This is a genomic window from Candidatus Burkholderia verschuerenii, from assembly GCF_001189365.1.
GTDB classification, from domain to species: Bacteria; Pseudomonadota; Gammaproteobacteria; order Burkholderiales; family Burkholderiaceae; genus Caballeronia; species Caballeronia verschuerenii.
The window spans coordinates 25,636-48,354 of the sequence record NZ_LFJJ01000003.1 but is presented as its reverse complement, the minus strand read 5'-3'; the positions used below and the strand labels follow the sequence as shown (position 1 = coordinate 48,354).

General features: G+C 61.9%; 15 protein-coding genes and 4 pseudogenes. 9 read left to right on the top strand and 10 right to left on the bottom strand.

Going from position 1 to position 22,719, the window contains the following annotated elements; translation table 11 throughout:
• Nucleotides 1–14: 14 nt before the first annotated feature.
• On the top strand, nucleotides 15–1,067 hold the full coding sequence (motB, locus tag BVER_RS01635; protein WP_050451797.1) for a flagellar motor protein MotB: 1,053 nt from the start codon (nucleotides 15–17) through the stop codon (nucleotides 1,065–1,067).
• A 67-nt stretch (nucleotides 1,068–1,134) separates the two neighbouring features.
• Here motB and BVER_RS01630 read toward each other — a convergent pair.
• A pseudogene (locus tag BVER_RS01630) lies at nucleotides 1,135–2,267 on the bottom strand (Nramp family divalent metal transporter); the annotation flags it as partial.
• A 240-nt stretch (nucleotides 2,268–2,507) separates the two neighbouring features.
• Nucleotides 2,508–2,984, bottom strand: a pseudogene (locus tag BVER_RS33220) (DUF5672 family protein); the annotation flags it as partial.
• 335 nt (nucleotides 2,985–3,319) lie between these two features.
• Here BVER_RS33220 and BVER_RS01625 point away from each other — a divergent pair.
• From BVER_RS01625 to BVER_RS01595, 8 genes and pseudogenes are all read left to right on the top strand, one after another.
• Nucleotides 3,320–3,604, top strand: coding sequence for a DUF4148 domain-containing protein (locus tag BVER_RS01625; RefSeq protein ID WP_050451796.1), 285 nt, complete (start codon nucleotides 3,320–3,322; stop codon nucleotides 3,602–3,604).
• 234 nt (nucleotides 3,605–3,838) lie between these two features.
• Complete coding sequence (locus BVER_RS01620; RefSeq protein ID WP_083452002.1) at nucleotides 3,839–4,108, top strand: DUF4148 domain-containing protein; 270 nt, start codon at nucleotides 3,839–3,841, stop codon at nucleotides 4,106–4,108.
• Between the two features lie 294 nt (nucleotides 4,109–4,402).
• The gene (locus BVER_RS01615; protein WP_050451793.1) at nucleotides 4,403–7,600 is read left to right on the top strand and encodes an efflux RND transporter permease subunit; all 3,198 of its coding nucleotides are present in this window, start codon (nucleotides 4,403–4,405) and stop codon (nucleotides 7,598–7,600) included.
• Between the two features lie 15 nt (nucleotides 7,601–7,615).
• The gene (locus tag BVER_RS33215; RefSeq protein ID WP_502255020.1) at nucleotides 7,616–8,422 is read left to right on the top strand and encodes an efflux RND transporter periplasmic adaptor subunit; all 807 of its coding nucleotides are present in this window, start codon (nucleotides 7,616–7,618) and stop codon (nucleotides 8,420–8,422) included.
• Nucleotides 8,365–8,520: pseudogene (locus BVER_RS36630) on the top strand (efflux RND transporter periplasmic adaptor subunit); the annotation flags it as partial. The gene BVER_RS33215 and the pseudogene BVER_RS36630, both read left to right, overlap by 58 nt.
• 327 nt (nucleotides 8,521–8,847) lie before the next feature.
• Nucleotides 8,848–10,308: an efflux transporter outer membrane subunit gene (locus BVER_RS01605; RefSeq protein WP_050451792.1), complete on the top strand. Its 1,461-nt coding sequence runs from the start codon at nucleotides 8,848–8,850 to the stop codon at nucleotides 10,306–10,308.
• A 115-nt stretch (nucleotides 10,309–10,423) separates the two neighbouring features.
• The gene (locus tag BVER_RS01600; protein ID WP_050451790.1) at nucleotides 10,424–11,137 is read left to right on the top strand and encodes a heavy metal response regulator transcription factor; all 714 of its coding nucleotides are present in this window, start codon (nucleotides 10,424–10,426) and stop codon (nucleotides 11,135–11,137) included.
• Between the two features lie 86 nt (nucleotides 11,138–11,223).
• A pseudogene (locus BVER_RS01595) lies at nucleotides 11,224–12,659 on the top strand (heavy metal sensor histidine kinase).
• Nucleotides 12,660–12,698: 39 nt separating this feature from the next.
• On the opposite strand, the gene BVER_RS01590 reads toward BVER_RS01595, so the two are convergent.
• The 8 genes from BVER_RS01590 to nirB form a co-directional block, all read right to left on the bottom strand.
• Entirely contained in the window at nucleotides 12,699–13,280 is a 582-nt protein-coding gene (locus tag BVER_RS01590; RefSeq protein WP_050451789.1) for a hypothetical protein, read from the bottom strand.
• 134 nt (nucleotides 13,281–13,414) lie between these two features.
• Nucleotides 13,415–14,353: a hypothetical protein gene (locus tag BVER_RS01585; protein ID WP_232316333.1), complete on the bottom strand. Its 939-nt coding sequence runs from the start codon at nucleotides 14,351–14,353 to the stop codon at nucleotides 13,415–13,417.
• A gap of 147 nt (nucleotides 14,354–14,500) precedes the next feature.
• Nucleotides 14,501–14,815, bottom strand: coding sequence for a hypothetical protein (locus tag BVER_RS01580; RefSeq protein WP_050451788.1), 315 nt, complete (start codon nucleotides 14,813–14,815; stop codon nucleotides 14,501–14,503).
• Between the two features lie 90 nt (nucleotides 14,816–14,905).
• Complete coding sequence (locus BVER_RS01575; RefSeq protein WP_050451787.1) at nucleotides 14,906–15,253, bottom strand: hypothetical protein; 348 nt, start codon at nucleotides 15,251–15,253, stop codon at nucleotides 14,906–14,908.
• A gap of 532 nt (nucleotides 15,254–15,785) precedes the next feature.
• The gene (locus BVER_RS01570; RefSeq protein WP_050451785.1) at nucleotides 15,786–18,521 is read right to left on the bottom strand and encodes a nitrate reductase; all 2,736 of its coding nucleotides are present in this window, start codon (nucleotides 18,519–18,521) and stop codon (nucleotides 15,786–15,788) included.
• Nucleotides 18,522–18,539: 18 nt separating this feature from the next.
• A complete protein-coding gene (locus BVER_RS01565) occupies nucleotides 18,540–19,808 on the bottom strand; it encodes an NAD(P)/FAD-dependent oxidoreductase (RefSeq protein WP_083452003.1) in 1,269 nt (422 codons plus the stop codon).
• Nucleotides 19,805–20,149 carry a nitrite reductase small subunit NirD gene (nirD, locus tag BVER_RS01560; RefSeq protein WP_050451783.1) on the bottom strand — a complete coding sequence of 115 codons (345 nt, stop codon included), beginning with the start codon at nucleotides 20,147–20,149 and terminating at the stop codon, nucleotides 19,805–19,807. Before nirD ends, BVER_RS01565 begins: the two co-directional genes overlap by 4 nt.
• 17 nt (nucleotides 20,150–20,166) lie before the next feature.
• Nucleotides 20,167–22,707, bottom strand: coding sequence for a nitrite reductase large subunit NirB (nirB, locus tag BVER_RS01555; protein ID WP_050451782.1), 2,541 nt, complete (start codon nucleotides 22,705–22,707; stop codon nucleotides 20,167–20,169).
• Nucleotides 22,708–22,719 lie beyond the last annotated feature (12 nt).

Here is a 22,719-nt window from a genome sequence, read left to right as displayed (position 1 = left end):
CCCGGCTTAAAGACATGGCAGAGAAACAGCAATCACGCGACCCGATGCAATCCGTGCTCGCGCCCACGATCATCGTGAAGCGCAAGAAGAAGGCGCACGGACACGGCCACCACGGCGGTGCATGGAAGATCGCTTACGCCGACTTCGTCACCGCGATGATGGCGTTCTTCCTGCTGATGTGGCTGCTCGGCTCCACGTCGAAGTACGACAAGGAAGGCATCGAGGCGTACTTCAACACGCCGCTGTCCGCGTTGTTTGGCGATCAGGGCGGCGCGGCGCATCACACGAGCATCGTCAACGGCGGCGGCGACAGTCTGTCGAGCTCGCGTCCCGGCGAGTCGAACAAGACGCAGGCGCAACCGACGCCGCCCGCGACGCCCTCCGTGCAGCGCGCGAGCCTGAACGATCTGGACAAGCAGCGTCTGCAGCAGCTCAAGCAGAAGCTGACGTCGCTGATCGAAGTGACGCCCGCGCTGAAGGCGTTCAAGGATCAGATTCGCATCGCGATCACGAGCGAAGGCCTGCGCATCGAAATCGTCGATGCACTCAATCGGCCGAAGTTCGCCTCGGGCAGCTATCGCCTCGAGAGCTATGCGACGACGATCCTGACCAATATCGGCTCGACGTTGAACGACGTGGACAATCGCGTGTCGCTCGCGGGTCACACGGATGCGGTGCCCTACTCGGGCGGACAGACCGGCTTTTCGAACTGGGAACTGTCGAGCGAGCGTGCCAATGCCGCGCGTCGTGCGCTGGTGCAAGGCGGCATGAACGAAAGCAAGGTGCTGCAAGTGCGCGGCCTTGCCGATGCGCTGCCGCTCAACAAGGACGTGAAGGACGAGCCGACCAATCGACGCATCAGTATTCTGGTACTGAACAAGGCGGCCGAAGAAGCGTTCTTCAAGGACGGCGGTCGCACGACGGTCGATGAAACGCTGCCGCCGCAAAACGCGATTCCCGCGGCCGTCGCGGCGAAATCGGCGGCGCCGGTGAATGCGGTCGCGAAGCCGACGACGCCGGTGCCTGTCGCCGCGAAATCGACCGCGCCGGTTGAAGTGGTGAAATAAGCCTGCTTCTGCGCGGTACGCTGCAAGCACGACGCCATGCATTCTCGCGAATGCATGGCGTTTGCCTTTAGGCGAACCAGTCGGTCGCCGTCTGCACGACGAGCCAGATATTCGCCGCACTGATCACCACGAACAGCAGCCACGCCAGCAGCTTCATATGCGGCGCATTGGCGAATTGCCCCATCAGCGCGCGATCGCTCGTCATGCGGATCAGCGGATACAGCGCGAACGGCAATTGAAGACTCAACATGACCTGACTCGCGACCAGCAGCTTGCCGACCGCGCCGTTGCCCATCAGATACACGCCGATCAACGCGGGCACCAGTGCAAGCACGCGTGTGATCAGGCGACGCTGATAGCACGGAATTTTCAGCCGCAGAAAGCCTTCCATGATCACCTGCCCGGCGATAGTGCCGGTGAAGGTCGAGCTTTGTCCCGACGCGAACAAGGTGACGGCGAATAGAATCGCCGCGAGCCCGCTGCCGACGATCGGCGCGAGCAGCTTGTAGGCATCCTCGATCTCGGTGACTTGCGTGTGCCCGGTCGCATGAAACGCGGATGCGGCCAGAATCAGGATCGCCGCGTTGATGAGCAGCGCGAGCATCAGCGACACGATGGTATCGAGCCGCGAGAGCCCGACGGCCGACGCGAGACTCTTCGTATCGCGCTTGACCACGCGCGTCTGCACGATCGACGAGTGCAGATAGAGGTTATGCGGCATCACCGTTGCACCGAGAATGCCGATGGCGAGATACAAGGGCTCGCGCTCCGACAAGGTGCTAAGCGACGGCACCAGCCCTGCCGCCACCGCCGGCCAATGCGGCTTCACCAGCGCGAGTTCGACGATATAACCCACGCCGATGGTCGCGATCAGCCCGAGCATGATGGCTTCGAGATCGCGAAAATTCTTGCCCTTGAGGCCGAGCACGATCAGCGTATCGAACGCGGTGAGAATCACGCCCCACAACGCGACACGCCGAACAGCAGGTGAAACGCGAGCGCGCCGCCGAGCACTTCGGCGAGATCGCACGCAATGATCGACAACTCGGCGAGCGCCCATTGCGCATTCGCGACGGGCTTCGAATACCGCTCGCGCGACAACTGCGCGAGGTCCTGTCCCGTGACGATGCCCAGACGCATCGACAGACATTGCAGGACCATTGCCGCGAGACTCGACAGCACGACGACGAGATTCAGAGCCACCTCGAAACCCATACTACAGACCACTAGACTACGGATGATCTCGTGCGTGTCGGCTGTTTCGCGGATGCGCGCATAAGTCACCCGCACGCACGACGTGCGGCCAAACTCGGTCAACAAGCGAAGTGCGTTCACCAATCCAATCGAAGTGAACGAGCGCGTTTCGAGCGACTGGATGATGGCGGACCATTCCGCCGGACCGCTCACCCACAACAAATTGCTCACGCCGTGGAAGCCAAACGGCTTGTAGACGGCTTGTACACCTTCGATCGAAAAGCGGTCTGCCAGCGCCTCGGGTGCGAATCGGATTGCATGCTTGGATTCGAGATCGGCGCGCCACTGTCGCCCGATCAGCGCATCTTCCGGCGCCGATCCGTCGGTTGGAAACTCGTCGGATGCGGTGAGTTCCAGCAACCGGGCGGATCGCAAGGAGAAGCCACCGTTTCCCACTGAAAGACCGGGTGGAAAGCCGGGCCAGCGTGCACCGATATAGTCGTATTCGAGAAACTCGTCCCGCCACTCCGACGGATTCAACACATAGCCGTCCCACTGAACGACCAGCACCCACGGAGTCCGGATAAATTCCTTCAACTGTTTCAACATGAACTGGTTGTAGTCGGCGATGCATCGCATCGGCTCGATCGGAACGATGCGTGCCTTGCAAGGCACCGGCCGATCGGTAAACAAAATCGCATCCCCGAACTCGCAATGCGTCATTGAAATGTCGAGCGCACGCGCGGCCACCGATGGGTTGATCGAATCGGCCGCGCATAGCGTGATTTCTTTTAGTTGTAGCACGCTGTGATCCACTTCTTATTGGCGGACCGCGAAGTGTAATCCGGCGTAATAAAACAAATTGAAAAGAACGATCAAACTTCCTATCGAAAACCTTTCGTTTAACGAACTTCGCAATTCTGACGATTTCGTCATCTCAACGCCAGCATGTGGTCACGACCGATCAATAGAATTGTCAGCGTGGCACAAGCGGCCGTGCAGCAATGCAAATCGCATCGCCGTCAAACCGCGCATCTCAACCGAACAGGGAGTTCGCCATGAAAATCGCAATGAAGATCGCCATCGTCGCGTTGAGCGCCGCGCCGCTCGCCGCGCTCGCACAGACATCCGACGGCCTGACACGCGCCCAGGTCAAGCAGGACCTCCAACGTCTCGAACAGGCGGGCTACAACCCGTCCGAACGCGATGCGTACTATCCGAGCGATATTCAGGCTGCCGAAGCAAAGGTCGATGCACAGAACGCCTACGGCGGCGCATCGCAAGGTTCGGCGGCATCCGGCCACACGATGTCGACCACGCCGCTGGGACAGACGCCGCAATAATCCCGCTGAACGTATCACAGCGCATCACGAGGCACGCGCGGCTCCCCGCCGCTTGCGATCGATCCCGCGCCGTCTCGCGTCTACCCCGCTCCTTCGTGCTTCCCTCGCTCGCGCGACGATTGACCCGCATGGGTTAATTCCGCGCCGCCGCCGCTTCTACAATCGGCTGCGCGGCTCATCGAGCACGCGCCACCCCGCATCCCTCTTCACCCTCTTTAGCACGAGGAGTTCGTCATGAGGACAGTCACGCGCCTTGCCATCGTTACATTGATCGCAACACCGACTCTTGCAATTGCTCAATCGGATGGTCCGCTCACGCGGCAGCAAGTCAGGGAAGATCTGGTTCGTGCCGAACGTTCGGGCTATCGTCCGTCGGAACACGATGCGCAATATCCCGCCAGCTTTCTCGATGCGCGCGAAGGCATTATCACCAGCGCAAGCACGCCCTATAAACTCTGGACCGGTCCGAATCTCGCGCCCAACGCGGAGAGCTATCTGAAGTAAGCCGATGCTGCTTCAACGCGCGTCCCACGCGGCGCGCTTTACGATTGCTTGGCGCTTAGCTTACGTCTAAGCGCGCCCTGCCCCTTCGGCGAATGAACATCGCATGCACGTTCGCTTTCATCCCGCGTAATCTGACGAACGCGCCATATTCAAGCCATATTGTCGTTGGCACCCGGCCACTACCATAAGCGCACTGGCGACCTCCGGCCTCGCCCGTGAAGACGTCTCGTGCGCCGGACGCTCAAGCGCCGCCGTGTCCTTCCTTCAGCACTTTCGCACTATCCGAACGACTCAATGTGGATCGTCAACGTTGCGCTCAAGCGGCCCTACACGTTTATCGTGATGGCCATCATGATTGTTCTGGCAACGCCCTTCGTCCTCTTGACGACGCCGGTGGACGTGTTGCCCGAGATCAATATCCCTGTCGTCAGCATCATCTGGAACTACACGGGCCTTTCGTCGGAGGACATGGCCAACCGCATCACCTCGGTGAACGAACGCAGTCTGACGACGACCGTCAATAACATCGAACATATCGAATCGCAGTCGCTGCCGGGCATCGCGATCATCAAGCTGTTTTTGCAGCCGACCGCGAACATTCAGACCTCCATCGCTCAGACCGTCGCCGTCGAGCAGGCGCAGTTGAAGCAGATGCCGCCGGGCGCGACGCCGCCGCTCGTCATCAGCTATTCGGCGTCGAGCATTCCGGTGATTCAGCTCGGCCTGTCGAGTTCGCGCGAGTCCGAGCAGTCGCTCAACGATACGGCGCTCAACTTTCTGCGCCCGCAACTCGTGACGATTCCCGGCGCGGCCGTGCCGTATCCGTACGGCGGCAAGACGCGCCTCATCTCCGTCGATCTGGACACGCGCGCGCTGCTTGCCAAAGGCCTGACGCCGACCGATGTCGTGCAGGCGGCCAACGCGCAAAACCTGATTCTGCCCACCGGCACCGCGAAGATCGGCCCCAAGGAATACACCATCAACATGAACGGCTCGCCGACGACCGTCGCGGGCCTGAACGACATACCGGTGCGCACCGTGAACGGCGCGACCACCTATCTGCGCGAAGTCGCGCATGTACGCGATGGCTTTTCGCCGCAGACCAATGTCGTGCGACAGGACGGCCAGCGCGGCGTGCTGATCTCGGTCCTGAAGAACGGCGATGCATCGACGCTGTCCATCGTCGATACGTTGAAAGGCCTCTTGCCGCAAGCACGCGCGCAGCTGTCGCAGGACATCAAGATCACCGCTCTGTTCGATCAGTCCGTGTTCGTGAAGGCCGCCGTGCAGGGCGTGGTGCGCGAAGCGCTGATCGCCGCCGCGCTGACCGCCGCGATGATCCTGCTCTTTCTGGGCAATTGGCGCAGTACCTGCATCATCGCGGTGTCGATTCCGCTGTCGATTCTTTCTTCGCTGATCGCGCTGCATGCGCTCGGGCAAACCATCAACATCATGACGCTCGGCGGTCTTGCGCTGGCGGTCGGCATTCTCGTCGACGATGCAACCGTGACCATCGAGAATATCGAACGGCACTTGCATATGGGCATCGATCTGCACGAGGCCATTCTCGAAGGCGCGGGTGAAATCGCCGTGCCAGCGCTGGTATCGACCTTGTGTATCTGCATCGTGTTCGTGCCGATGTTCTTCCTGACCGGCGTCGCGCGCTTTCTGTTCGTGCCGCTCGCGGAAGCCGTGGTCTTTGCGATGCTCGCGTCCTACGTGCTGTCGCGCACGCTCGTACCGACGCTCGCGATGCTGCTGATGGGCCACGCCCACGCCGCCGATGCAAACGCGAAGCCGAATCTCTTCATGCGCCTGCATCGCCGATTCGATCACGGCTTCGAGCGCATGCGCGGCACATATATCGTCATCCTAAGTACATTGTTGGTGCATCGCCGGCTGTATGCGAGCGTATTTCTCGGCTTCTGTCTGATTTCGGCCGGACTCGTGTTCGTGCTCGGCGAAGACTTTTTCCCGAGCGTCGATTCGGGCGATATCCGCATGCACATGCGCGCGCCGACCGGCACGCGTATCGAGGAAACCGCGCGTCTCGCCGACGAAGTGGAAAAGGTCGTGCGCCGCGTCGTGCCGCCCGATCAGCTCTCGACGATTCTCGACAACCTCGGCCTGCCATATAGCGGCATCAATTTGTCGTATAGCAATGCGGGCACCATCGGCACGCTCGACGGCGAAATTCAGGTCGCGCTGAACGCCGATCACAAGCCGACGCAAACCTATATCGACGAATTGCGCTCGCTGTTGCCGCGCTTGTTTCCGGGCACCGAGTTCTTCTTTCAGCCTGCCGATATCGTCACGCAGATTCTCAACTTCGGCCTGCCCGCCGCCATCGACGTGCAGATTCAAGGCCAGAATCAGGAGGCGAACTTCGCGGCAGCCAGCACGCTGATGAAAAAGATCCGCATGATTCCCGGCAATGTCGACACGCATATCCAGCAGAAGCTCGACGAACCCGTCATCAATCTGCAAATGGATCGCACGCGTTTGCAGCAGCTCAATCTCAGCGCGAACAATGTCGCGCAGAACGTGCTGATTTCGCTGTCGGGCAGTTCGCAAACCGCGCCGGGTTTCTGGTTCAATCCGCATAACGGCGTCGAATACAACCTTGCCGTGCAGACGCCGCAATATCAGGTGTCGTCGATCGACGAGTTGTTGCGCACGCCGGTGTCCGCCTCGCTCAACGGGCCGACGCAACTGCTCGGCAATCTCGTGCGGCTCAATCCGGATCATCAGTTCGCCGTGGTCACGCACTACAACATCCGGCCCGTGATCGATATCTTCGTGAGCGTGGAAGAACGCGATCTCGGCGGCGTCGCGCGGCAGGTGAATCATCTCGTCGACGAAGCGCGCAAGTCGCTTCCGCGCGGCAGCCAGATCGTCGTGCGCGGACAGGTCGAAACCATGCGCACGTCGTTCTTCGGCTTGGGCGTCGGCGTTGCGATGGCCATTGTGCTCGTGTATCTGCTGATCGTGGTGAACTTCCAGTCGTGGGTCGATCCGCTCATCATCGTGAGCGCGTTGCCTGCCGCGCTCGCGGGCATTATCTGGATGCTGTTCATCACGGGCAGGCATCTGTCGGTGCCCGCGCTGACCGGCGCGATCATGACGATGGGCGTCGCCACCGCCAACTCGATCCTGATGGTTTCCTTCGCGCGACAACGCCTGTCCGCGGGCGCGCCGCCCTTGACCGCCGCGCTCGAAGCCGGCGCGAGCCGTATCCGTCCCGTGCTGATGACGGCCTTCGCGATGATCATCGGCATGATTCCGATGGCGCTCGGTCTCGGCGAAGGCGCGGAACAGAACGCGCCGCTCGGCCGCGCGGTGATCGGCGGACTGCTGTTCGCCACCGTATCCACGCTCTTTTTTGTGCCGCTCGTATTCGCGGGCATTCATTCGCGGCTGGCGCGTCGCGCCCAACGCAAGGGCAGCGCGCCACATCCCGCCGGCGCGAACCACGACGATTCCGCTCATTAAAAGACTTCGACCGACATGACCGAAAAGAACCACGCCTCGCTCGCCATTCCAGCGCGCGATCCCGACGAAGGCCCCGCGCTGCCGCCGCGCCAGGTCGAATGGAAGCGCGCGAAGATCGCGCTGGTAATCGTGCTTGCGCTGCTCGCGCTCGGCGCGGCGCGCACCGTCGTCACTGATATGCTGCATAGCCGGTCGATCGCCAATCAGACGCGGCAGAACGCGCAGCAATACGTCAACGTCGTCGTGCCCAAGCAGACCGATGGCGGCGGCGATACGACCTTGCCCGGCACGCTGCGCGGCTTCGTCGAATCGCCGATCTATGCGCGCGCCACGGGTTATCTGCTGCACTGGTATGTCGATATCGGCACACGCGTGAAACAAGGCCAGTTGCTCGCCGATCTGGATACGCCCGAGATCGATCAGGAGCTCGCGCAAGCCGTCGCGCAACGCGATCAGACTGCATCGAGTCTCGGTCTTGCGAAAAGCTCGCTGGAACGCTGGCAGCAACTGCGTCAGCGCGATGCTGTCTCGCAACAGGAACTCGACGAACGCCAGAGCACCTACAACCAGGACGTCGCCAATCTCGCCGCCGCCGATGCCAATGTCAAGCGTCTGCGTCAACTCGAATCGTTCAAACGCATCACCGCGCCGTTCGCGGGCGTGGTGACGCAACGCAACGCAATGTCGATGTCGGCGATCTCATTGATGCGGGCAGCGGCACGAGCCGCGCGCTGTTCGCGCTCGCGCAGTCCGATCCGTTGCGCGTGTTCGTGCAACTGCCGCAGGCGTATGCGCAGAATGTCTCCGTCGGCCAAGACGTAGTTGTTACGCAGGCCGAACTACCTGGACAACCGTTCCACGGCAAGATCACGCATATTTCAGGCGCGATCGATGTGCCCACGCGTTCGCTGCAGGTCGAAGTGCGGCTGCCCAATCCCGATGGCCGTCTGCGTCCCGGCGCGTATGTGCAGGTCGCCGTGCCGGCCGTCGCACACGCGCGTCTGCTGGTGCCGGGCAATGCGTTGTTGTTTCGCGCGGAAGGTCCGCGTCTCGCTGTAGTCGATAGCGAGGGGCATGTTCATCTGCACAAGATCGTGATCGCGCAGGATCTCGGGCAATCGCTCGAAATCGAAAAGCGGTATCGAGGCGAACGACAAGATCATCATCAACCCGAGCGATTCGATCGCGGATGGCGATCATGTCGTGATCGCGCCGCAGCAAAAGCAGGCGCAAACGAAGGCCGCATCATGAAACGCGTCGTCATCGTCTCGTTCGCGTCGATGCTGCTCGCGGCCTGCACGGTCGGGCCGGATTACACGCGCCCTGTTGCCGACACGCCGCCCGCGTGGAAGACCGATTCGTACTGGCGCTTGGGCGAGCCGTCGCATGCGCCGCTCGCGCTCGACTGGTGGCGCAGTTTCGACGACGCCACGCTGACCGATCTGGAAACGCAGGCGCTCGCGCAGAACCAGACGCTTGCCGCCGCGAGCGCGCATTACGCGCAGGCACGCGCGACACTGGCGCAAACGTCCGCACTCGGCTTGCCCGAAGTCGATCTCGGCGCGCAGGCGCAGCGTCTGCGCGTCTCGAAGAACCGGCCGCTCACGAACTACAACACGCTGAATCAATCCACCGTTCAGAACGATGTGAAGCTCGCGCCCACGGTGAATTACGACGTCGACCTGTTCGGCCGCATTCGCCGCGAAGTGGAAAGCGCGCGCGCATCCGCCGATCAATCGGGCGACGATCTCGCCAACGCGCGTCTCGTGCTGACCACCGATCTCGCCAGCGCCTATTTTTCGATGCGCGAACTCGATGCGGAAATCGACGTGCTAAATCGCTTCGTCGATCTTCAGAAGAAAGCGCTCGATTACGTGCAGACGCAGCATAGCCTCGGCGCGGTATCCGGACTCGACGTGTTGCAACAGCAATCGCAACTCGATACCACGCGCGTACAGGCGCAATTGCTCCTGTCGCAACGCGCGCAGTTCGAGCACGCGATCGCGGCGCTCGTCGGCACGCCCGCGCCGCAGTTCGCGATTGCGCCTGCGCTCGCCGAACAACCGTTGCCGCCGATTCCGCTCGGCGTGCCCAGCGACGTGTTGCAACGCCGGCCCGATGTCGCATCGGCCGAACGCGCGATGGCCGCCGCGAACGCGCAGATCGGCGTTGCGAAGGCGGCGTTCTTTCCGAGTCTGACGCTGAACGGAAACATCGGCTGGGAAAGCACCGCATTCGCCAGTTTGATCTCAGCGCCGAGCCTGTTGTGGACGGTCGGCACGATGGCGAGCCAAGTCTTGTTCGATGGCGGACGCCGCGCCGCCGCTGTGGATTTCGCGAGCGAAGGCTATCGCGCGACCGAAGCGACGTATCGGCAAACGGTGCTGAATGCGTTTCAACAGGTGCAGGACGGCATCGTCGGATTGTCGGTGCTGGATGGCGCGGCGAAGCAATCGCATGCGGCGGTCGAGGATGCGCAGCATCTGCTGTCGCTCGCGAACGATCGTTATTCGGGCGGTCTCGTCGCCTATCTTGACGTGATCACCGCGCAGCAGCAATTGCTGACGAGCGAGCGTCAGGACGTGCAGATTCGCGGCCAGCAACGCACGACATCGGTCGCATTGGTGAAGGCGCTGGGCGGCGGCTGGGACGTGCAGCAACCCGCTCCGCAGGAAACCGCAAGCCAGTCGAACGATAAAACACGCTAAAAATGAGGCCGAATGTAACCGGAAAATAAGCAGGATGCGCGCGAGGCTCGTATTCGTATAGTAGACACGTTGCAGAACACGGTAAGCACACCCTGAAAAACGCACAGGTGCAGGCATGAAAGTCCTGATAGTGGAAGACGAACATAAAGTGGTGGATTACCTGCGCTCGGGTTTGACCGAGCAAGGCTGGGTCGTCGATGTGGCGATGGACGGCGAGGAAGGCACGCATCTGGCCATCGAATACGATTACGACGTGATCGTGCTCGACGTCATGCTGCCGTGCCGCGATGGCTTCGCGGTCCTCAAGGCGCTACGCATGCAGAAGTCCACGCCGGTGATCATGCTGACGGCGCGCGATCACGTGAACGATCGCGTGCGCGGACTGCGCGAAGGCGCGGACGACTACCTCACCAAGCCCTTCTCGTTCCTCGAACTCGTCGAACGATTGCACGCGCTGGCACGCCGCACGCGCGCGCAGGAATCGACACTCATCTCCGTCGGCGATCTCTATGTCGATCTGATCGGACGACGCGCCACGCGCGACGGCGTGCGTCTCGATCTCACCGCGAAGGAGTTCCAGTTGCTGAGCGTGCTGGCGCGGCGTCACGGCGATATCCTGTCGAAGACGGCCATCACCGAACTGGTGTGGGAAGTCGATTTCGAAAGTCATACCAACGTGGTGGAGACGGCCATCAAGCGCTTGCGCGCCAAGCTCGACGGCCCGTTCCGCACCAAGCTGCTGCATACCGTGCGCGGCATGGGTTATGTGCTCGAAGTGCGCGAAGCCCGCGAAACGCGCGAAACAAGGGAAGACGCGAGGCCATCATGAATGTGCGATGGGTGACATCCGGCGCATCGTCGTCAGACGAGCGCGTGCCGCATACGCAGCATTCCATCGCGCGGCGTCTCGCGGTGATGTTCGCGCTCGTCGTCCTGCTCGTGTTCGCGCTGGTCGGCTCGGGGCTCTTCCTCGTCTTGCGCGTGCAACTCGAACAGCATCTGCGCGACTCGCTCGACAATCGCGCGGAAGTGGCGCGGCTGATCGTGTCGCATGTATCGACGCCCGAGAAATGGAAGATCGCCAAGGAGAAGCTCGCGGATATCACGCCGCACGACGGCTCCACGCTGTTCGCCGTCACCAGCAACGACGGACGCTACAACTACGGCGATTCGCCCAGCGGACGTATCACGCGCAAGGTGATGGGCGGTTACGTGCATTTCCGCCCGCAGGACCGCGCGTACGACATGCTGATGACCACGCTCACCATTCCGCCGAATGGCGACCGTTTGCCGCTGCAACTGTTCGTCGCGATCGACTGCTCGCCCAATGTCCACACCATGCGCGCGTTCGGCCTCGCGCTCGCCGCGTTGATGGCGCTCGCGACCGTCGCCGTGTTGCTGCTGAGTTATTCCGTCGTGCGTCTCGGTCTTGCGCCGCTCGTGCGCCTCACGCGCGATGCGCAGAACGTCAGCCCGAACAATCGCTCGCAGCGGCTCAACACGCGCTCGTTGCCGCTCGAACCGAAGATCTTGCGAAGGCCTTCAACGGTGCGCTCGAACGGCTCGATCACGCCTATGGCCGGCTCGAATCGTTCAATGCCGATGTCGCGCACGAACTGCGCACGCCGGTCACCATTCTGATCGGGCAAACGGAAGTGGCGTTGACGCGCGACCGTTCCATCGACGAACTGCGTCATACGCTGCAATCGAATCTCGAAGAGTTCGAACGCGTGCGCGCGATCATCAACGACATGCTGTTTCTCGCGCGTGCCGATCAGGGCGAACGCGCGACGGGTCTGGTCGAAGTATCGCTGGCGGCGGAAGTCAGCCGCACGCTGGAGTTTCTGGAAATTCCGCTGGAAGATGCGCAAGTGCGCGCCGTATCGCACGGCGATGCGCGGGCCTTCGTCAACACGTCGTTGTTCGGCCACGCCTTGTCCAATCTGGTGATGAACGCCATTCAGCATTGCGCGCCGGGCGCGACCATCGATGTATCGATCATGCGCGAACATGGGCGCATTCGCATCGCCGTCGCCAATCCGGGCGATGCGATAGCGCCGAACGTGATGGCGCATCTCTTCGATCGTTTCTATCGCGCGGAAAGCTCACGCACGAATAGCCGCGAGAATCATGGGCTCGGGCTCGCCATCGTCAAGGCGGTGGCGGAGATGCATCGCGGCACGGTGTCCGCGACGAGCGAGCACGGCATCAATACGTTCGCGTTCTCGGTTGCGCGCTTCGGCAACGAGCATCGCGCGATGAGTGAAGACGCGCTCTTGCCCAATGCGCCGGGCGTGCCGATCGGCGCAGGCGTGCGGCAGGCCGTGACGGGCAGCAACGCATCGTCGTGAAGTCGCGCATGATCGTGCTCCGTTCTTTTCTTTGCCGTATCAACGGCAGAAGTATTCGTCCGATGCCGGCAGCGGCGCATCAGGCGTGGCCGGCTTGAAATGGCTGTATTTGCGGTACGTCTTGCCGTTCACGGTGACCGTTACCGCCGATTCGCTCTCGCCCGAGGCGATCGTCTGAACGTGCGTGTTCTTCCAGGTGCTCGAGGTCGAATACGAGCCGTCCTTGTTGAGCGCCGAGTTGTTTTGCATCGCGATCTGCGTCGTGACCGGATTGCTCGCGCCATCCGCGTGATAGCCCCACTTCGACGTCAGCGTGTTCATGTCGATGGCTTGCGGCTTCCAGCCGATCACTTTTCCGCCGTCGAGTAGCGGCGACAATTCGATCGCGACGATCTGGGTGCCGCGTCGCGCGACCAGCAGGCATTTGCCGCCCGATGTTTTCAGCGGCGCATATCCGCCCGACGACAACAACGTAACGGACGATGCATCCGGCATTGCTTGCACGCCGACAGGATTGGCGGCCCACACCACGCCGGCGCTTTCAGCCGCGCTCGCGATGGGCAGCGCGCTCGCAGCGGCGAGCATCGTCGCCGCCATCGCCATCTTCATCCGATTCAACATGCCTTTCTCCAGCGCGAAAACGAGGGCTGGCCCTCCGGGACCATCGACTTCACAGGCCAACCCTCAAAAAGAAGAGACGCCATGCTCCGCGTCCCTGGTCTCCGGCGCGCACGGCGCCGGATCATTTGCATTCTTTACTGGATCATCGAGACAGTCGCTTCCTTCTTCGCGGCCAGCGCGGGTTGCGACTTCAGATCGACTTGCGGATCGTTCGCGGCCGTGACCGGCAGACCGAGACGCGCGCGGATCAGCGGATCGCGATACTTTTCGTCATCCGACAGCGTGGCTTCCGCCTGCGCACCCGACTTCGCGAGCGGCTTGGTGGTGCCGGGGCACAGATGGCCCGTCGCTTCGACGGCGCGGCGGTTGGCATCGCTCTGGCACAGCAGCGCGAGCGCGACATCGGTCAGACCCATCGCACAGAATTCGCGGGCGTCGAGACGGCGCACGCAAGCCTGATCGACGAGCGTCGTGCCGCCGGTCGCGCCGAAGCCGGTGATCGACAGGCCGAAGCTCGCCGAGCCCATGCAGGTGTCCGACAGCGTCGTGGTCAGCGCAGGCGCGGCGATGGCCGGCGTCGTGCGCACCGAGTACGAGCTCTGGTTGTAGTCGACCCTGGCGCGCGTGTCGTAGGCGCTGGAACCGGGCGTGGTGGCGGCGCGGTTGGTCGAATCGGCGGCGCCAGTCGTGGATGCCGGCACGCCGCTGCTGCCCGAGTTCGAGGACGACGATGCGTTCGAGCTCGTGTTCGATGCCGTCAGCGAAGGCATCGTAAGCGAGATGTTCACGTTCGACGAACCGCCGCTCGCCGATGCGCGTCCGCCGTTCGCCGTCGACATGCCGATGCCGCCGACCGACGAAGCGTTGGAGTTGGTCGTCGACGTTGCCGACGTACCGATGTTGTTGAGGCTCGAACCGCCGCCCTGACAGATGCCGGTGGACGTCGATCCCGAGATGGAGCCCGAGGTGGAAGTGGCGGCGGTGCCCGCGACGCCGGCGCCGTCGGTCGCGTGGGCGAGCGGAGCGGCGCAGAACAGGATCGCGCAAGCCAGTTGCAGAGTGGTCTTTTTCATGATGGTTCTCCGGATTTGAAGGGGAACGTCCGTTCGGATGGCGTTCCCTGCATGCGTATTGGTTTTGTTATTGGTTTCGCTATTGGGCCCGGCTCGACAGACGGCGTCCGTGTGTTTATGAGTATGTGGACGCCGTCTCGTCGAACCTTAATAGCGCCAGCCTGCGCCGAGCTTGCTGCACGCGTTCGCCTTGCCGTGGCCGATGCCGCCGGCGCTCGACGTGTTGACGTGGCTCGTGGTGGCGTCCGTGGTGTTGCCCGTCACGCCGAACACGCCGCCGGCCAGCGCTTGCGCGTTGCCGTTGGCCATGCTGTAGTCGGTCGCCGTGAAGTGGCCGTAACCCGAAACCGAAGCGGAGGTCGAGCCGCCCGAGGTCGAGCTCGATGCCGACGTCGTGGTCGTGGCCATCGCGGCGGCCGAAGCGAAGGAAAGAACTGCTGCAACGATCAGAGCGCATTTCATGATTCGTGATCCTTATTAACTGAATTGAGTTTTGTATCGGTTATGGTGAAGCAGACTACGTGTGAAATCTGATATCGGCACCGGAGCCGATTAACGCCAGCCGCCGCCGAGCTTGCTCCAGGCATTCGCCGATGCGTCCGCGCCCGACGTGCCGCTCACATTCGCGCGGCCGTTGCCGAAGCCGTTGGCGCTCGACGTGTTGATATGGCCGGTCGTCGCGCTGGTCTGGTTGCCCGTCGTGTTGTAGCCGTTGTATGCCGTCGATGCAGCCGTGCCGCCGGAGATGCCTGCGTTGGTGGCCGTGAAGTAGCCGTAGCCGTGGACAGCCGCCGACGTGTTGCCACCCGAAGTCGAGCTCGAGCTGGAGCTGGCGCCGGATGCGAAAGCGGCGACTGAAACGAGCGAGAGAATCGTTGCTGCGATCAGTTTGCGTTGCATGATGAGTCTCCAAAGTTATCGGCGCACGTTCTTGTGCCGCTACATCGACGCCGTTATGTAGCGGGTTACCGCAAAATTCATTTGATTAGCATTCCTACTTTATCGATCCGGTTTTCTACGCGTGGTCGAAGCTTGCGAGTCGAGTAGGAGTTAGTGGCCTAGTGTGAGCGGCGTTCGTCGCATGTCGATGGCGCGGTGGCCTGCCGCTTTCAAGCCGTATCGTGCGTTTTTCATCGCAATCCCCGTTGCACTGCTCGTCGTTATCAGGCGTCTTTATGTGTTGTGTGCCTGTGTTTGACGTGACTTTACGGAACTCGATCAGGGGGATGCGTGGGAAAACCAACACACGCGCGCACGTCGCGTCGATTCGTGTGAGGTTTGGTTAGGAAGCGCTCATTGACGTCGCCCAAAAGCCGTGAAACGCCCGAATTTAAAGGGTTTTCACGGACTTCCGAGCGGAAGAAAGGACTGTGGGAAAGGCCTTATGTGCGCCAAAACACGCAGCGTGCGTGCCGTAAAGAATGCAGCAGGATCAAACCGTGCTGAGGCGCGCCATTTCGGTTTCGACGATTAGCTTCTTGAGCTCCGGCACGCACGATCCGCAGTTGCCACCCGCCTTGACGCACGCGGTCACCTCGGCGGCCGTCTTCAGGTTCTTGTCGCGGATCGCGTTGCAGATCGTATTGCGGCCGACGCCGAAGCACGAACACACGGTCGGCCCGGTGTCCTCGCCCTTTCCGATCGGCTGTCCCAGCAGCAGGCTCACGCGATCGTCGTCTTCGAGACGGTCCTTCTCGAAGAGACTCGCGAGCCACGCGCGCGCGGGCAGATCGGGACGCTCGGAAATGAACACGCAACTTTCAATGCGATCGTCCACCACATGCGCCGCGCGATACACACCCGCGCTCTTGTCCTCGTATTCGATCCAGTCCGCATGCGGATCGTCGATACGAAACAACGCGCGCGCCCAATCATGATGATCGTCATGCGCGGCATCGAAGCAATTGCGTCCGGCGAGTTCATAGCGCATGTAACGCGTGCCGTGAACGCGTGTCCAGTGCGTCGCCATGTCGAGCGCGGGCATGTCGCGCGACAGCGAGAAGCCGTGCCACGTCACATGGAATTTCTCGACCGACACCGGCGTGTGCTTGAATTCAGGCTCGCCCGACATCGGATCGACCACCGGATTCACGACCGCGCCAATACGCGCATCCGACGCGACCTGATCGTTCCAGTGGATCGGCACGAACACGCTGCCGCGCGACATGCCGCCGCTGTGCTGCACGCGCGCGATCATCGAGCCCCAGCGGCTTTTTACGCGCGCGAGTTCGCCATCGCGTACGCCGCATGCAAGCGCGTCTTGCGGATGCATGTCGATAAACGATTCGCTGATATGTCCCGCAAGCTTCGGCGAGCGGCCCGTGCGTGTCATCGTGTGCCATTGATCGCGCACGCGGCCGGTGTTGAGTATCAGCGGATAGTCTTCGTCGGTCGCGTTGACCGGATCGCGCGGCGGCGTGGCGACGAAACGCGCGCGGCCATCGACGTGACTGAAGCGGCGGTCTTCGAATAGACGCGACAAGCTTGTGTTGTTCGCGGCACGCAGCGGCCATTGCGTCGGCTGAAGCGCGTCGTAACGCGCGCGATCCAGCCCGACCAGTCCGCCGATATCGAACGCGCGATACACGCCCGTCGCCGCATCGTTGCGATAGCCGCTCAGACGCGCGTGCTCATCGAAAATCTCGTGCTGGCCCGCGTAATCGAAACCATCGAAGCCCAAGCGCTTCGCAACATCGCAGATGATGCGCCAGTCCGCGCGTGCTTTTCCCGGCGCGGGAATAAAGGCGCGCTGACGCGAAATGCGCCGCTCCGAATTGGTCACCGTGCCGTCTTTCTCGCTCCAGCCGAGCGCGGGCAGCATCACATGCGCGAACGCGTTCGTATCGGTCTTCTCGATGATGTCCGACGTGACGACGAGTTCGCATCGTTGCAACGCGCGTTTCGCGCGGTCACCGTCGGGCAGGCTCACGACCGGATTCGTGCCCATGATCCACACGGCCTTGACGCGCCCCGCTTCGATCGCATCGAACAACTCGACGGCCTTCAAACCCGCGCGCGTGGCGATCGTCGGCGCGTTCCAGAACGTCTGCACGATCTCGCGATGCACAGGCTCCGCGAGTTCGAGATGCGCCGCGAGCGTGTTGGCGAGCCCGCCGACTTCGCGCCCGCCCATTGCATTGGGCTGACCCGTGAACGAAAACGGCCCCATGCCCGGCTTGCCGATGCGCCCCGTGAGCAGATGGCAATTGATGATGCTGTTGACCTTGTCCGTGCCCGCGCTCGATTGATTGACGCCTTGCGAATACACCGTCACCATGCGCTCCGTGCGGGCGAACAAGCGATAGAACTCGGTGAGATCGTGCGGATCGAGCTTGCAATCCTTCGCGGTTTGCGCGAGGTCCGCATGACCCGCTGCGGCGAGCGCGGCATCGAAGCCTTGTGTGTAGGTATCGACGAAAGCGGCATCGCTTGCGCCGTGTTCGGCGAGATACGCAAGCAAGCCGTTGAAGAGCCGCACGTCGCTGCCGGGCTTGAGCGGTAAATGCAGATCGGCCATCTCGCACGTTGCCGTATAGCGCGGATCGATCACGACGATCTTCGCATCGGGCCGCGTCTCTTTCATCTTCACGATGCGCTGAAACAGAATCGGATGACACCAAGCCGTGTTCGAGCCGACCAGCACGACGAGATCCGCGAGTTCGAGGTCTTCGTAGTTCATCGGCACGAGGTCTTCGCCGAAGGCGCGCTTATGCCCCGCCACCGACGACGACATGCACAGCCGCGAATTCGTGTCGATATTCGCGCTGCCGATGTAGCCCTTCATCAGCTTGTTCGCGACGTAATAGTCTTCCGTGAGCAATTGCCCCGACACATAGAACGCCACCGCATCCGGACCATGTTCCGCAATGATGCGCGAGAAGCCGCTCGCCACGGTGCCGATTGCGTCGTCCCACGAGACTTCGCTGATCGAACCCGTCTCACGATCGCGCAGCTTGGGCGCGAGCAGACGGCCTTCGAGTCCCACGGTCTCGCCCAACGCGGAGCCTTTCACGCACAGTCGCCCGAAGTTCGACGGATGCGATTCGTCGCCCGCAATGCCGACTTCAGTCGCGCTCTTCGGCATCGCATTGACACCGCAGCCGACGCCGCAATACGGACACGTCGTCTTGACGGTAGCGGTCTGGATCGGAATGATGGGCTGGGTCAATTTACGTTCTCACTTGGCTCAAGCCGCTTGCGCTTCGCACAGCGCCTTGCCGAACAGAAGCTTGCCGCGCAGATGCGACACGTCCGCGCGACTTTGAATCAGATCGAAGTACCAGCCGCCGTCTTTCACGTCGCCATACAGCACCGCACCGACGATGCGTCCGCCCTGCAGCACGAGGCGCTTGTACACGCCGCGACGTGGATCGCGCAGCACGAGATCTTCGCTGCCTTCTCCGCCGATGAAATCGCCCGCCGAGTACAGGTCCAAGCCGGTCACTTTCAGCTTGGTGGCCGTTGCACGCTGCACATAGCGGCGATGTCCCGCGCCCGCGAGATGCGCACCCGCGACACGCGCCTGATCCCAGATCGGCGCGACGAGCCCAAACGTCGCCGAACGATGCTGCACGCATTCGCCGACCGCATACACGCGCGGATCGTAGGTCTGCAAGGTATCGTCGACGATGATCGCGCGTTCGCAATGCAGACCCGCTTGCTGCGCGAGCGCGATATTCGGCCGCACGCCCGCCGTCATCACGACGAGGTCGGCGTCGATCTGCGTGCCGTCCGCGAAACGAACGGCTTTGACGCGGTCGTCACCGATGATCTCGGTCGTCTTCGCTGCCATCGCGAAGCGCAGGCCCTTTGCTTCGAGCGCGCGCTTGAGCAGTGTCGAAGCGGCCTTGTCGAGCTGACGATCCATCAGGCTTTCGCTCGAATGCACGACTGTCACCGACATGCCTTGCCGCTGCAATCCATTCGCCGCTTCGAGTCCGAGCAGGCCACCGCCGATCACCACCGCATGACGATGATCGCGCGCGGCGCTCAACATCATTTCGACATCCTGAATATCTCGAAACGCGATTACGCCAGGCAACTCGCAACCCGGCACCGGAATGATGAACGGCTTCGAACCCGTCGCGATCAGGAGCCGGTCATAACGCGCCTCGACGCCCTTCTCCGAATACACGACGCGACGCGCGCGATCGATCTTCACGACCGCATCGCCCGCATGCAGCGTGATGCCGTTCGCGTCGTACCATTCGCGCGTATTGAGGATGATGTCGTCGACGCTCTTCTCGCCCGCGAGCACCGGCGACAGCAAAATGCGGTTGTAATTGCCGTACGGTTCCGCGCCAAACACGGTGATGTCGTACAGCTCGGGCGCGATCTTCAGCAACTCCTCGACCGTGCGCATGCCCGCCATGCCGTTGCCGATCACGACGAGCCTTTGATGCGGCGCGGCCTCGTTCAAGGCCGCAATGTCGGCAACCGCATATTCGGTCTTCATGCGGCGATCCACACCTTGCCGCCCGCGACTTTTGCGCGATACGCCGTCACGGATTGATCCGGCGCTTCGAGACATTCGCCGGTGCGCAGATCGAAGTGCTGCTTGTAGATCGGCGACGCCACGACGATACGCTCGCCCACACTGCCCACGATCCCGCGCGACAACACGGCGGCCTGCGAATGCGGATCGAAATTGTCGATGGCGTAGACGATGTCGTCATCGCCCGCGACGTGAAACACCGCGACCTGCGAGCCGTTGACGAGCGCGCAAACGCCCGTGTCCGGCACGATGTCGTCGAGCTCGCACACTGCCATCCAGTCCTGTTCGATACGGTCGTTCATGAGGCGCTCCTTTCGTTTCAAACGGTTTCGACGACAACGGGGATATCGGTCAAACGGGTCTTGCGTTCTTTGGGCGTCGCCGGGCGAATCTGTCCACGCTCTTCGATGAAGGTCACGTTGGCATCGCCCGCATCGCTGTTGACGAAGTGGCGGAAGCGCTTGCGCGTCTGCGGATCGGTGACGGCCTTCTGCCATTCGTCTTCGTAGGTATCGACCACATGCTGCATTTCCGTTTCGAGTTCGGCGGTGATCTCGAGCTTGTCGTGAATCACCACGTCGGCGAGATAATCGAGGCCGCCTTCGAGGTTGTCGCGCCACGTGCTCGTGCGTTGCAGACGATCCGCCGTGCGCACATAGAACATCAGGAAGCGGTCGATGAAACGGATCAGCGTGTCGTGATCGAGATCGGATGTGAGCAGTTCAGCATGACGCGGCTTCATGCCGCCGTTGCCGCAGACATAGAGATTCCAGCCCTTTTCCGTCGCGATGACGCCGACGTCCTTGCCTTGCGCTTCGGCGCATTCGCGCGTGCAACCGGACACGCCGAATTTGATCTTGTGCGGCGCGCGCAGGCCTTTGTAGCGGTTTTCCAGTTCGATCGCGAGGCCAACCGAATCGCCTACGCCGTAACGGCACCACGTCGAGCCAACGCACGATTTCACAGTGCGCAATGCCTTGCCGTACGCATGGCCCGATTCGAAACCGGCATCGATCAGCTCTTCCCAGATGAACGGAAGCTGCTCGACGCGCGCGCCGAACATGTCGACACGCTGACCGCCGGTGATCTTCGTGTAGAGGCCATACTTCTTCGCGACCTGACCGACCGCGATCAAACCATCCGGCGTCACTTCGCCGCCCGGCATGCGCGGCACGACGCTATACGTGCCGTCGCGTTGAATGTTGGCGAGGTAGTAATCGTTCGAATCCTGCAGGCTCGCGTGCTCTTTCTTCAGCACGAACTCGTTCCAGCACGATGCAAGAATGCTCGCCACAGCGGGCTTGCAGATATCGCAACCGCGTCCCTTGCCGTGCTTGTCCAGCAACGCGCCGAACGTGCGATGCCCTTCCACGCGCGCGATGTGATACAGCTCCTGACGCGAATACGGAAAGTGCTCGCAGATATGATTGTTGACGGCGAAGCCCTGACGCTTCATCTCCGACTTCATCACTTGCGTGACGAGCGGCACGCAGCCGCCGCACGTCGCGCCCGCCTTGCACGACGACTTGATCGCGCCGATACTCGTCGCGCCCGCGCACACCGCCGCGCAAATTTCAGCCTTGCTGACGTTGTTGCACGAACAGATTTGAGCGCCATCGGGCAACGCTTCGACGCCGAGCGCGGGCTTCGCTTTTCCATCGCTCGACGGCAGAATCAGGAATTCGGGCGACTCGGGAAGCTCGATCTTGTTGAGCATCATTTGCAGCAGCGTGCCGTATTCCGCTGCATCGCCGACCATCACGCCGCCGAGCAGAAACTTGCCGCAATCGGACACGACCAGCTTCTTGTACACCTGCTTGCGCTCGTCGCTGTACTGATACGAACGGCTGCCCGGTGTCTTGCCGTGCGCATCGCCAATGCTCGCTACATCCACGCCCATCAGCTTGAGCTTGGTGCTCATGTCCGCGCCTGCAAACGCCGCTTCTTCACCGACAATCTGCTTCGCGACGATGCGCGCCATGTCGTAGCCCGGCGCGACGAGACCGAACAACTGGCCCTTCCACAACGCGCATTCGCCGATGGCGTAGATATCGGCGTCGCTGGTGCGGCATGCATCGTCGATCACGATACCGCCGCGCGCGCCAAGTTCGAGACCGGCCGCACGCGCGATATCGTCACGCGGACGAATGCCTGCACTGAACACGATCATGTCGGTATCGAGATGCGATTGGTCCGCGAAGTTCATGCGGTTCGCCGCGCCTTCGCCGTCACCGATATTCAGCGTGTTCTTGCCTGTATGCACCGTCACGCCGAGTTCTTCGATCTTGCCGCGCAATACGCGGCCACCGCCGTCATCCACTTGCACCGCCATCAGACGCGGTGCGAATTCGACCACATGCGTTTCGAGTCCGAGATCGCGCAACGCCTTTGCGGCTTCGAGCCCGAGCAGACCGCCGCCCACGACCGTGCCCGTTCTCGAGCCTTGGGCAAAGGCCTGCATCGCTTCGAGGTCTTCGATCGTCCGATACACGAAGCAGCCGTCGCGATCCTTACCTTCGATCGGCAGCACGAACGGATACGAACCCGTCGCGAGCACGAGCTTGTCGTAGGGCAGCACATCGCCCGTGGAAGCCGTGACCGTACGCGCGTCGCGATCGATCGAAACAGCGCGCGCATTCAGCTTGAGCGCATAGCCCGAACGCTCGAAAAAGCCTTCCTGCACGAGCGAAAGATCATCGGCCGACTTGCCCGAGAAGAACTCCGTCAGATGCACGCGATCGTATGCAGCGCGCGGCTCTTCGCACAGCACGGTGACGTGCAGCGCATCGTTGCCGCTCTCGGCGAGCGCTTCAAGAAACTTGTGGCCGACCATGCCGTGGCCAATGACGACGATTTTCATGACTGACGCCCT